Here is a 12,101-nt window from a genome sequence, read left to right as displayed (position 1 = left end):
GTGAAAAAAAATCTAGTATTATATAGAGCTAACTTTGAAAAAAGTATAAAAAGTTAATATTTATGGTTCATACAATTCAGTGTTTTCACTTTTGGAACAATTATTGACGGAAATCACCCAAATGTAAGCTATGAAATATTTATTAGGCATATTTGCCTTTATTTTCCTATTTTCTTGTACCCCGCAAAAAAACAATTCAAAATATTCAAAAATCGAATATGAAGCAGGAGCCTGTTTCGGATCTTGTCCTATTTTTAAAATAACCATTAATTCTGACAGAACTGCTGTTTTTGAGGCAGAACATTTTAATTTTACGAACGGATTTTCTAAAGGAGATTTCAATAAACCCCGTGAAGGAACTTTCAAAGGAACAATAAAGCAGGAAGACTATAATAAGCTGATTGCTTTACTGGACGGTTTGGAGGTAAAAAAACTGAATGAAAAATATGGTGAAAGAAATATTACGGATCTCCCAACTTCCCATTTAAGAATTAATTTTGCCGACGGAACCTCAAAACATGTTGAAGATTACGGGAAAAGAGGAACCGAAAAACTTGAAGAATTATATAAGTTTTTTGAAGATTTAAGATTCAGTCAGCAATGGACAAAAGTGAATTGATTCATTAAAAATATTTAAGCTACCTTTGCAAAATATAATTCCTTCATTTTGAAGGAATTTTTATTTTAATTATTAAATACAATTCATTTGAATTTTACAGACTTACAATTAATAGATCCTATTTCAAAAGCAATTCAGGAACAAGGATATACCAACCCGACCCCGATTCAGGAAAGATCTATTCCGGAAATTTTAAAAGGTAAAGATTTTCTGGGTTGCGCACAGACAGGGACAGGAAAAACGGCAGCTTTTGCGATTCCTATCCTTCAGAATCTTGCTCAGAACAAATTTCCAAACAAAAATATAAAAGCTTTAATCTTAACGCCTACAAGAGAACTGGCAATCCAGATTGAAGAAAACATTAATGCTTACGGAAAATATTTGCCTTTAAAGCATCTCGTGATTTTTGGAGGTGTAAAGCAGGGAAATCAGGAAGCTGCGCTGAAAAAAGGAGTTGATATTCTGGTTGCGACACCGGGAAGACTTCTGGATTTTATTGCTCAGGGAATCATCAGCTTAAAAAATCTTGAAATTTTTGTACTGGATGAAGCCGACAGAATGCTGGATATGGGTTTTGTGCACGATGTGAAAAGAATTATTAAACTTTTGCCTCAAAAAAGGCAGACTTTGTTCTTCTCTGCAACCATGCCTTCAGAAATACAGAAACTGGCAGATTCTATTCTTAATAATCCGGTAAAAGTAGAAGTTACTCCGGTTTCATCTACCGCAGAAACCATTAAACAGTCGGTTTACTTTGTAGAGAAGGATAATAAACTGAATCTTTTAACGCATATTTTAAAGAACGATATTTCAGATTCTGTCTTGGTTTTTGCAAGAACGAAACACGGTGCGGATAAAATTGCGAGAAAACTACAGAAAGATGATATTACAACAGAGGCTATTCACGGGAATAAATCCCAGAATGCGCGTCAGAATGCTTTAAGTAATTTTAAATCCGGAAAAACAAGGGTTCTGGTTGCGACAGACATTGCAGCGAGAGGGATTGATATTGATGAACTTAAATATGTTGTTAATTTCGAGCTTTCCGATGTTTCTGAAACGTATGTTCACAGAATCGGAAGAACGGGTAGAGCAGGAGCGGAAGGAACTTCTATTTCATTTGTAGACGGTCTGGATCTTCTGAATCTGCGCAATACGGAGAAACTGATCGGAATGAAAATTCCTGTGGTAAAAAATCATCCGTTTCATACAGACGATCTGGTTGCTCAGAAAAGAGATTCGAACAACAAGCCAGTTCCTGCAGGAGGGGAAAAACCGAAACAGGCAAGAGGAAATTCTTCAAAATTCAGCAGAAATAAGGCAAAGCCGGATAACGGAGCGGCATCGGTTGGTTTTAAAAAGCCTAAGAATAAAAATTTCACCAGAAAGAAATAATACAAAGGCCTTCCTGATCCGGAAGGCTTTTATGTTTAATGCTGAACGAAGATTTTTTTTGCATTTTCAGTTGTAATGCTGTCAATCTCCGAAAAATCTACTTTATAGAGATCAACCAGTTTTCCGGCAACCAGATCAAGATAAGAACTCTCGTTGCGCTTTCCTCTGTGCGGAACCGGAGCGAGATAAGGCGAATCTGTTTCCAGAACGATTTTATCCAAAGGAATTTCGTGCAGAAACTGGTCTATTTTACCATTTTTGAAGGTTACAACTCCTCCGATCCCTAAAATGAAATTCAGGTCAATTGCTCGTTTTGCCTGTTCTAAATTTCCTGAAAAACAATGAAAAATCCCTCTAAGTTTCGGATGTTTTTTTCTTTCCAGCACTTCAAAAGTCTCATCGAAACTTTCTCTGGTATGGATTACGATGGGAAGATCTTTTTCAATTGCCCAGTCGATTTGCTGTTCAAATGCTTTCACCTGAATATCAAGAGTGGTTTTATCCCAGTACAGATCGATTCCGATTTCTCCAATGGCAGGAAAAGACCTTTGATCGAGATAATTCTTAACGATTTCGAGTTCTTTTTCCCAGGATTCCGGTTTTACGTAGCAGGGATGCAATCCCATCATCGAAAAGATATGTTGCGGATATTCAGCTTCCAGTCGGAGCATTTTTTCGTGAGATTCCGAATCGATTGCCGGAAGATAAAATGCTGTAATTCCCTTATCTAAAGCTCTCTGAATGGCTTCTTTTCTGTCTTCATCAAATTCTTCTGCGTATAAGTGCGTATGCGTATCAATCATTTTTTTATATCATTTTTAACAGGTCTTCGTAAGGACTTTCCAAATTCAGTAAAATTCCGAAAGCAGGTTCCGTTTTGATGCCCTGTTTTTTTAATTCTATTATTTTCTTTTTTAAATCGTTTCCTTTTTCCTGTAGTATTTTGTATTCAGCGATCATGTGTCGGTAAGCGTTCTGTTCGGTTGCAGGTTTGTTTTGTCCGAAAATTTCAACAGGAAATTCTTCCAGGTCGAAATTTAAAACAGTGGCTTGTTCATTATTTACCGTGATTTTTTCAATTTTTAAATCAAATTCAGAGAACATTTCAGAAAGCGATTTCTCAAATTCAGTGAAATCTTTTGCTTCGCAGATGATATCCAGATCACTATCTTCAATATCAATTTCTATCGGGATGGTTCCCGCCAAAATGGGCGAATAATCCTTCAGTTTTTCAAGAATCTGATATTTCGTTAAAACTTCATGAGCTTTTTTCTGCTTTTCATTTCCGCGTTTCAGATAGTCGATCTTTTTGAAATCAATCATTTTGATTCTATTGAATTTGAAGACTCAACATGATGGGTGTTTATCTGATGTAAAACTTCATTTGTGATGTCTTTTCCTCCCGTAAAGTTTCTGTAAAAAGAGGCAATACTGAAAATAGGTCCGAAAGGAATTCCCCACCACCCAAAAAATAAAGTCAACAGCGAATATTTCCAACTGTATTTTGAGGAAGACTCATCAGATTTTATAAAATAAATATCACTTGGTCTTTTTGATGATAGGAAAATAATTGAAATTGTATATGAAAAAACTACGAATTTAGCACCTTTCTGTAATTCATCATTTAATTGATCGGTTGATAATCCTTCTGTGTTTTTAATAATAGCCATTAGTTTTTAAAATATTTTATGCTTTACTTTTTTTCGCTGAGCTTCAATTCTTAGGTTCAATTTTTCTTTAAATTCGATGTATTTCGGATCTTTTTCGTCGCTGGTTTTATGCTCCAACGCTTTGTGGATTTTAAAATTTTCTTTAATAAAATCTTTTGTCTCATCCGAAAAATAAGCATTTCCGAATTTTTCGAAAATGTAATTAATTGCCTGATTGTTAGGATGAATCATATCTTCTTTGTAAAAACGGTAATCGCGGAGATCGTCCATCAAGATTTCATAAACCGGAAGATAATGACAGTAATCCAGTTCATCAATCATCTCATGAATTGCAGTGATCAGTTTAGATTTACTCAGCTGATTTTCAATCATTCCGTCTTTTGTATGGCGAACCGGAGAAACAGTAAATAAGATCTGAACATCGTCCGGACAGATGTCTTTGAGGTTTAGAATTGTATTGTACACAGAATCTGTAAGTTCCTGAAAGGTCAGAAGTCTTTTTTCAAAGAATTTTTGTGGAATTTTATGACAATTAGCAACAAGTTTTTTTTTAGGCGTAAATTCGTAAATAAATGAACTTCCGTAAGTTATAATCACCCAGTTGGATTTTTGGAGAAAAGAATTTCCCTCCTCAAGACCGGAATTTATTTTCTGTAACGTCTGATGAACATATCTTGTGTCAAAACTTGAGTGGTGATCCAGAGAAATGAATTCATCGTTGAAGGTAATCAGTTCATCTTCATGGTAAAATTCGGCATCATGAAGTCTTTTAACCGCGTTATTGATTGAAAAAGGGTTGAAAATCGTTCCGAAAGGATTATTGATAGTCTGCAATTGCCCCTGCTGAAAAAGATCCGACATTTCAGAGGCAAAACAGGAACCGATCGAAAATATTCTATCTTCAACTTCAATCTTCTTCTGCGATTCTTTAATATCAACTTCGGTTCTGAACTTCATTTAATCAATTTGAAAATTTGAGAATGTGTCAATTTGAAAATTTAAGGTTTATGCTTACTTATTTTCAAATTTTCAAATTGACTAATTATCAAATTATGATTCTCTTCTCAATAAATAATTGGCAAGTTCTGCAAACGGCTTTTTCTTTTCTTCCGGAATATCGATTTTCTGAAGATAGCTTTGCCCGATTTCGTTATGTTTTTCGATCAGACGTAATGCTTTTTCGTCTACTTTTGTTCTTCTGAAAATCTTTTCCACACCGTATACTTTATCGATATTATCGGTCTTTTTAGAGTACCAGTAATCCAGCTCTTTTCTTTCTTCTTCTGTAGCGTGTTCTCTCGCCATCAGGTAAAGAACGGTTTTTTTGTTTTCGTAAATATCTCCGGCGTGTTTTTTTCCGAACTGCGCCTGATCTCCGAAAACATCCAGATAATCGTCCATGATCTGGAATGCAATTCCGATATGTTTTCCGAAGTTAAAAATGGCTTTTGCATCCTTAAAGTTTGCTTTTGCAATCAATGCTCCGATTTCAAAGGAAGAAGCGCTTAAAACTCCGGTTTTGTAGGTAATCATTCTGATGTAATCGTCAAACGTTACATTTTCCTGAGTTTCAAAATTGATATCATATTGCTGACCTTCGCATAAAAGCAATCCTGTATGCGTGAAAATTCTGATACACGCTTTGAAAATTTCAGGTTCAAGATCTTCGAAAAATTTATAGGCTTTCAACATCAGTCCGTCTCCTGAAAGAATTCCTACGTTAATTCCGTGTAAGGTATGAATCGTTGGTTTGTTTCTTCTTAATGGTGCTTCATCCATAATGTCATCATGGATCAGGGTGAAATTATGGAAAAATTCAATTGCCAGAGCCGGCTTTATTGCCTCTTTAAGATCGCCGCCAAATAAATCGCAGGCCATTAGAACCATGATCGGACGAAGACGCTTTCCTCCGTGCGAAATAATGTAGTTCATGGGTTCGTAAAGTTCTGTTGGCTTATCTTTGAAAGTATATTTGGTAATGGCATCCGCAACAATCTGCTGATATCTGTCTAAAAATTCCATAAATTCTAATAGTTTAAGCAAAAATACAATTTTTCAGGGCTTTATAAAACAAAATCCTCACCGTTTTAAGAGTGAAGATTTATTATTAAGTCAAAAATTATTTTAATTGAACCGTATCTGGATTTTTACTTTCATGTCGAATGGTGAGAATATAAATTTTATGATCTACACATTCGTAATAAAGAAGGTATTTATGAACAATCTTTACAGAAACGTTTGGTATATCTGTCTTTCTTCCAATATCCGGAAATTCAGAAATTAATTCTAAATTATTTTTGATTAAATTATTAAGCTTTATACTGAATGAGTTTGATTTGTTCCTGTTAATCCAATACTGAAGAATATCTAGCCATTCATTGCTGGCTCTTTTTGTCCAGATTATTTGTTTAGCCATGCATTTATTTCTTTCTGAAAATCTTCATCAGATAAAACACTTCCCTCTTTAATTTCTATTCTTGCTTCCGAAACTGCTTTTTTTTCTTCTTCATTGGTTATGTAGATTTCTTCATCGTTTTGAAATTGAAGAAGCTGCAATAACTCTTTTAGTCTTGCCTTGTTCGTAATACCTGTAATCTGATTGATCAGGTCTATCTGTAATTCTGCGGTACTCATAGCTTGTAATTTAATCTATATAAAATTAATAAAAATTTTAACTTTAAGAAAACAAAAAACTTTGCCCGAAAGAGCAAAGTTTATTTATAAAATAAGATTTAATCTAGATAATTATTGTTGCGTTTCGCATTTTTATTAATTCTCTCAACATCTGAAGGATTAAGTTTAATCCCAGTTTGATTAGAAAGCATTCCTGCAGGATTTTCTATCATATTTTGTCTAGCTTTATAAAAATTAGAGTATTGAGTTGGATATGCGTTTTTCATTAAAAGCATAGCTTTTCTAGCTTTTCTAAAACTTATCATTGTGAAATGTATTGTATCATTTTGATCATAAACTTCTAATGCTAATCCGGGTAATTGTTTAAAAATATAAGGACCATCAGGAATTGGAATAGTTTCAGTAAACCAAGCAATGTAATATCTTCCTTTGTATTTTCCAATAGCTTTTTTACATAAATACGATTCTATTATTTTTGTTTCATTTTTAATTTTCCATGTAATTGGATCTTCTAAAGGATATGAAAAACGATTTTTCATTAACTCTTTATAGATAATTTGTTTTCCGTTGTCTGAAAAGACCTCTGATTTGAAATAAACTCCAGGAACTCCTCTCATATCCACAACTACTTTTCCATTAACTGCATTTGCTACAGCTTTGTTTCCGATTGACATAGCTATAGAATCACTTACTGCTTTTTGTGTACTTCTAAAAAGAGATTTATTGCCACTTATTAATAGGGATAAATTTTCTTCTGAAGGATTTTTTTTAGACAAAGTATCATCAAAGCATCGAATTTTATAAATTATCTCATATTGAGAACGTAAAGTATCTGATTGTGAATATATAAATGAGCTTGAAAATACTAAAAATAATAGATAGAATTTCATGTTTTGATATTATTAATTTGGACCATTTGTTCCCCAACCGTGTTGTGTTCCTGCTCCACAAAAATATTCGGTTAATAACTGTGAATTATGAATTTCATCTGCAACAGCTTGTGCGTGAGTTGCTGTACCTGATCCTTCTCCCCAACAAACCATATCAGAAAAAAACTGATCTTTACACCAAACATATAATGCCCATTCGTAACATTGCATTTTCAGTTTTTTCTCAGCTTTTTTACTACTCGAAACTTTCTCAGTTCTTTTTACTTCTTTCTTTTCCTTGTCAATATTCTTTGCGTTTGCAAATCCGATAGTTACAATGCTTAATGCTAATAATAATTTTTTCATTTGTTTAATTTTCGTTAATATTATAATTAAAGTATTTCGCGAAAACTTTTATCAAAAATGCAAAAAAGTATTGTTTTAAACAATTCGAAAAGGAATAAAATTTATTCGAAATAGAATAAAATGAAATAACAGAGGTTTTTAAAAAAAGATTTATCTTTATGTTCTAATTTTGATTTAATGAATAGCGTAGGTTTTAAAATAAAAAGACTTAGAGAAAGAAAAAATATATCTCAAGAGGAATTTGCTTATAAGCTGGATATTTCGCAAGGAACTCTTAGTAAAATTGAAAATGGAGCGGTGGAGAAAATTGATTTTCTTTTTATGCAAAAAGTTTGTGATTATTTTGAAATTGATCCTAATTACTTTTTGGATGATCAGATTATTCAAAATAATACAGAAAATAAAGCCTCTGCAATAACCGTTTATGGAAATTCAACAGTAAATACCGTTTCTTCGGAAATTCTGGAAAATCTAGCTCAAAATCAGAACCAAATTGTTAAACTTATCGAGCTTCAAAATAAATTAATAGAGCAGTTATTGAAAAAGTAGACTTGTAAAAACAAAAAAAACTTTGCCCGAAAGAGCAAAGTTTTATTATTTTGAGTAATCTCAGTTGTTTAAGATAATGCCGTTACTGCAAGGTAAGTAATTCCGGCAACAATTGCAGAGATCGGAATGGTAAGAACCCATGCCCAAAGAAGGCTTACGGTGATTCCCCATCTTACGGCAGAAACTCTTTTCGTAAGACCAACCCCGATAATGGAACCTGTAATCGTGTGTGTGGTAGAAACAGGAATTCCGAAGTGATCTGTAATGAATAACGTAATAGCACCTGCTGTTTCAGCACTTACTCCTTCCAGAGAAGTTACTTTTGTAATTTTCGTTCCCATTGTTTTGATGATCTTCCATCCACCGCTCATTGTACCTAAAGCGATTGCGATGAATGATACCAAAGGAACCCAGATGTAATGCTGTGCAAAGTAATCGAAACGCTCTCCAGATTTAAGATTTAAATAAATCGGATCGTGAAGCATTTCAACGTGATAGTAAATTAATGCCGCACCAATGATTCCCATTACCTTCTGCGCATCGTTAAGACCGTGTCCTAAACTGAAAAGCGCTGAAGAAGCAAGCTGCAGTTTTTTGAAAGACTGGTCTGCTTTATGCGGGTTTGATCTTTTATAAAGGTGAACAATAATTAAAGTAATGATAATTGAGATAATCATCCCGATAATCGGTGCCATGAAAATGAAAAGGAAAATAGGGATTACCTTATCAAATTTCACAACGCTCTGGTGTGTTACCTGCGAAGCGGCTGCTTTTACGGTTTCCCAAGTTCCCAATTCCGGCTGTGCTGCTGCAACGTTGTGGTAATCCATCATAAAAGCATGCATTAAAGCCGCTCCTAAAAATCCTCCGATCAGTGTGTGTGAAGAGGAGGAAGGAATACCAAACCACCATGTTAAAAGGTTCCATGCGATTGCTGCAACTAGACCTGAAAAGATAACTTCGAGGGTGATAAAATTCTCATTAACTGTTTTGGCAATTGTATTACCAATTTTAAATTCTCCAATGATGTAAGCAGCGATGAAGAAAGCTGCAAAATTCCAAAGTGCTGCCCAAAGAACCGCCTGGAACGGAGTTAAAACTTTTGTAGAAACAATAGTCGCAATTGAGTTGGCTGCATCATGAAAACCATTGATGTAATCGAATATTAAAGCCAATGCAATAATAACTATAAGTAAAATCGGAAATTCCATTGTTTAATTATAATTATTAATTAAGCGTATTTAATCATGATGTTTTCAATCGTGTTGGCAACATCTTCTGCTTTGTCGGTTACGACTTCAAGATAATTAAGTACAGATGAAACTTTGATAATGTTGATCGCATCGTTTGTTTCGAATAATTCTACCATAGAATTGGATAACAAATCGTCTGCAATGTTTTCGATAGAGTTTACTTTGATACAAGCTTCTTTTACCTGCTCCATATTTTTGAATCCTTTCAGGTTTTTCATCGCATTCTGGATCTCAAGACAAGCTTTGTGGATCAGTAATGAGAAGTCTGAATAAGCCTTCATTTCAGGCGATTTGTAAAGGAAAATATATTTTGTGGAAGCGTAGATGTAATCTGCGATATCGTCTAATCCTGTTGCTAGAGTGTGGATATCTTCCCTGTCGAAAGGAGTGATGAAGTTTTTTCCCAGTTCTACGAAGATCTCGTGAGTAAGCTCATCATTTTTGTGTTCGTAATCGCTCATCTTTTTCAACATAGAATCGTCGTTCAGATCGAAATCTTTGATTCCGTGGTTGAATTCCTCAGACATTGCTACAAGGTTTTCTGTTACTTTTTCGAAAAGCACAAAGAAGATTTTATCTTTCGGTTGAAAAGCGTGGAAAATATTACCAATTCCCATTGTAAAGTTTTTATAATTCGAGTGCAAATTTCTTAAAAAACCACCTTACCTGAAAGAGTATAACGTTAAGTTTTGTTAACATTGCATTAAGGTCTGGTTATCAAGCAAAAAAACCGGCTGTAAAGCCGGTTTTAATATTGTTTTAAGCAGGATTAGTTAGCCTCTTCAGCTCTCATATCCTTACCTCTGAATTTCATTGTAGAAATATTGCTCAAAAGATCTCCCTTGAAAGATTTTTCAACCTCGAAGAAAGAGAATTTCTCTAAAATTTCGATGTCGCCGATCTCAGCTCTTTTTTTGCTTTTTCCGTTCGATGTCGCTTTATTGATGATATCTAAAACGTCAAGTTTTTTCAGTTGGTCTTTTTTACCAAGATTGAAGAAAAATCTAACCATATTTTCGTTCTTTCTTCTTGGTTTTGCACCACGCTCTCTTCTGTCGCTTCTTTCTCCACGTTCCCCTCTGTCGCGGTCTCTTCCTCTGTCACGATCTCTTCTGGAACCTCTGTCGTCATCTCTGCTGCTTAGTTTCTGCTCCACAAGATCATGTCTGTCTTTGTAGTACATTGCAAGATCTTTCAGTTGGAACTGAAGAAGTTTGTGCGCCAGTTCTTCTTTGGTGAATGCTGATAAATCAGGGATCAGAGAATCGTCAAATTCAAAGAAATCTTCGTGAATTTCGAAAAGACTTTCGAAAACTCCGCCTACCTGAGCTTTGATAATATCGTCACCGGTAGGAATTTTACCTTCCGTGATTTCAATTTTCGTAGCCGATTTGATCTGCTTTAATTTTCTGCTTTCTTCAGGCTTAATTAAAGACATTGAAATTCCGTCTTTTCCTGCTCTTCCTGTTCTTCCGCTTCTGTGTACGAATACTTCAGGATCATCCGGTAAAGAATAGTGGATAACGTGGGTAAGAGAATTCACATCCAGACCTCTCGCTGCAACGTCTGTCGCTACAAGAATATCGATGTTTTTCAGTCTGAATTTCTTCATTACCGTATCTCTCTGCGCCTGAGAAAGATCTCCGTGAAGCGCATCTGCTGCATAACCGTTCTGCATTAAGAAATCGGCAACTTCCTGAGTTTCCATTCTTGTTCTGCAGAAAATAATAGAGTACTGATTCGGGTTCGAATCAATTAATCTTTTTAATGCTTCTTTTTTCTGACGGTATCCTGCTACATAAAATTCGTGCTTAATGTTCTTCTTAACTTCGTTAATAGAACCTACCGAAATTCTGTGAGGCTTCGTTAAATAATTTTTGGAAATTCTTTCCACTTCCTTGTTCATCGTAGCCGAGAAAAGGAAAGTCTGTTTTGTTTCCGGTGTTTCACTTAAAATTGTTTCCAACTCGTCTTTGAAACCCATGGAAAGCATTTCGTCTGCTTCATCCAAAACCAACCAATGAATGGCAGAAAAGTCTAGCGCTTTTCTGTTAATCAAATCGATTACTCTTCCCGGAGTTCCCACGATAATCTGTGGTTTGTCCTTCAGAGATCTCATTTGTTCCATAATGCTGCTTCCACCATAAACTGCAGTAGTTTTGATGTTCGCCATGTACTTAGAATAATTTTTTATGTCTTTAGCAATCTGAAGACATAATTCCCGCGTCGGACAAAGCACCAAAAGCTGGATTTTGCGACTCGTTTCGTCAATCATATCCAAAATCGGAAGCGAAAACGCTGCTGTTTTGCCTGTCCCCGTCTGCGCAAGTGCGATCAAGTCGCGAATATCTGAAAGAATAAAAGGGATAGTCTGTTTTTGGATTTCTGTCGGGCTTTCGTAACCCAGTTCGCCAATTGCCTTAAGAATATCAGGACTTAAATTGGTCTCCGTAAATAAATTCATTAAATATTATAAAATTTCTGCAAATATACAATAAATATTTGATTTGTTTTTGAATTATTTTTAAATAATCAAACTTAAATTCAGAATCCTTTAATCTTTTACTTTTATTTTGAAAATTAAATGCAAAAAAACAGGGTGCAAATTATAAAGATGTTAACCATTGTTTTTTTTTATTAGATGCGTTTTATTTTTTCTCTGTAATTTATGAATTTTCAAAAATTTTAAACTTTCAGATCCATTTAAATTCTTTATTTCATTATTTATCTAGAAAAAGTATAATTA

General features: G+C 34.5%; 15 protein-coding genes. 3 read left to right on the top strand and 12 right to left on the bottom strand.

The genetic code is table 11. The annotated features are described in order from the left end of the window. Positions 1 to 130: 130 nt before the first annotated feature. Complete coding sequence (locus tag DD829_RS06220; RefSeq protein ID WP_108411430.1) at positions 131 to 619, top strand: DUF6438 domain-containing protein; 489 nt, start codon at positions 131 to 133, stop codon at positions 617 to 619. An 87-nt stretch (positions 620 to 706) separates the two neighbouring features. Further along, entirely contained in the window at positions 707 to 2,014 is a 1,308-nt protein-coding gene (locus tag DD829_RS06215; RefSeq protein ID WP_108411429.1) for a DEAD/DEAH box helicase, read from the top strand. A 35-nt stretch (positions 2,015 to 2,049) separates the two neighbouring features. Here DD829_RS06215 and DD829_RS06210 read toward each other — a convergent pair whose 3' ends face one another. The 9 genes from DD829_RS06210 to DD829_RS06170 all read right to left on the bottom strand — a co-directional run bounded on the left by DD829_RS06210 (position 2,050) and on the right by DD829_RS06170 (position 7,553). Further along, positions 2,050 to 2,817, bottom strand: a complete 768-nt coding sequence (locus DD829_RS06210) for a TatD family hydrolase (RefSeq protein ID WP_108411428.1) — start codon at positions 2,815 to 2,817, stop codon at positions 2,050 to 2,052. Positions 2,818 to 2,821: 4 nt separating this feature from the next. Continuing rightward, complete coding sequence (locus DD829_RS06205) at positions 2,822 to 3,337, bottom strand: DUF4269 domain-containing protein (RefSeq protein WP_108411427.1); 516 nt, start codon at positions 3,335 to 3,337, stop codon at positions 2,822 to 2,824. Beyond that, positions 3,334 to 3,684: a hypothetical protein gene (locus tag DD829_RS06200; protein WP_116098970.1), complete on the bottom strand. Its 351-nt coding sequence runs from the start codon at positions 3,682 to 3,684 to the stop codon at positions 3,334 to 3,336. Before DD829_RS06200 ends, DD829_RS06205 begins: the two co-directional genes overlap by 4 nt. 6 nt (positions 3,685 to 3,690) lie before the next feature. Continuing rightward, positions 3,691 to 4,641, bottom strand: a complete 951-nt coding sequence (locus DD829_RS06195) for a GSCFA domain-containing protein (protein ID WP_108411331.1) — start codon at positions 4,639 to 4,641, stop codon at positions 3,691 to 3,693. A 93-nt stretch (positions 4,642 to 4,734) separates the two neighbouring features. Next, positions 4,735 to 5,706, bottom strand: a complete 972-nt coding sequence (locus tag DD829_RS06190) for a polyprenyl synthetase family protein (RefSeq protein WP_076392171.1) — start codon at positions 5,704 to 5,706, stop codon at positions 4,735 to 4,737. 97 nt (positions 5,707 to 5,803) lie between these two features. Next, entirely contained in the window at positions 5,804 to 6,100 is a 297-nt protein-coding gene (locus tag DD829_RS06185; RefSeq protein WP_116547626.1) for a type II toxin-antitoxin system RelE/ParE family toxin, read from the bottom strand. Further along, positions 6,085 to 6,318: a hypothetical protein gene (locus tag DD829_RS06180; protein ID WP_116547625.1), complete on the bottom strand. Its 234-nt coding sequence runs from the start codon at positions 6,316 to 6,318 to the stop codon at positions 6,085 to 6,087. The genes DD829_RS06185 and DD829_RS06180 overlap by 16 nt, the downstream gene beginning before the upstream one ends. Before the next feature lie 98 nt (positions 6,319 to 6,416). Beyond that, positions 6,417 to 7,208: a GLPGLI family protein gene (locus DD829_RS06175; RefSeq protein ID WP_116547624.1), complete on the bottom strand. Its 792-nt coding sequence runs from the start codon at positions 7,206 to 7,208 to the stop codon at positions 6,417 to 6,419. Between the two features lie 12 nt (positions 7,209 to 7,220). Then, positions 7,221 to 7,553 (bottom strand): hypothetical protein, encoded by a 333-nt coding sequence (locus DD829_RS06170; RefSeq protein ID WP_108409171.1) that lies wholly within the window; start codon positions 7,551 to 7,553, stop codon positions 7,221 to 7,223. 177 nt (positions 7,554 to 7,730) lie between these two features. Here DD829_RS06170 and DD829_RS06165 point away from each other — a divergent pair, with 177 nt between their 5' ends. Then, positions 7,731 to 8,102 (top strand): helix-turn-helix domain-containing protein, encoded by a 372-nt coding sequence (locus DD829_RS06165; protein WP_108409170.1) that lies wholly within the window; start codon positions 7,731 to 7,733, stop codon positions 8,100 to 8,102. Between the two features lie 68 nt (positions 8,103 to 8,170). Here the strand turns inward: DD829_RS06165 and DD829_RS06160 are convergent, their stop codons facing one another. The 3 genes from DD829_RS06160 to DD829_RS06150 all read right to left on the bottom strand — a co-directional run bounded on the left by DD829_RS06160 (position 8,171) and on the right by DD829_RS06150 (position 11,819). Continuing rightward, a complete protein-coding gene (locus DD829_RS06160) occupies positions 8,171 to 9,313 on the bottom strand; it encodes an inorganic phosphate transporter (RefSeq protein ID WP_076392173.1) in 1,143 nt (380 codons plus the stop codon). Positions 9,314 to 9,333: 20 nt separating this feature from the next. Further along, positions 9,334 to 9,972, bottom strand: coding sequence for a DUF47 domain-containing protein (locus DD829_RS06155; protein WP_076392175.1), 639 nt, complete (start codon positions 9,970 to 9,972; stop codon positions 9,334 to 9,336). A gap of 152 nt (positions 9,973 to 10,124) precedes the next feature. After that, entirely contained in the window at positions 10,125 to 11,819 is a 1,695-nt protein-coding gene (locus tag DD829_RS06150; RefSeq protein WP_076392177.1) for a DEAD/DEAH box helicase, read from the bottom strand. Positions 11,820 to 12,101: the final 282 nt, after the last annotated feature.

Source organism: Chryseobacterium sp. HMWF035 (genome assembly GCF_003094695.1).
GTDB classification, from domain to species: domain Bacteria; phylum Bacteroidota; class Bacteroidia; order Flavobacteriales; family Weeksellaceae; genus Chryseobacterium; species Chryseobacterium gambrini.
Note: the sequence above shows the minus strand (reverse complement) of the source record. Positions and strands in the feature narration are given on the sequence as shown.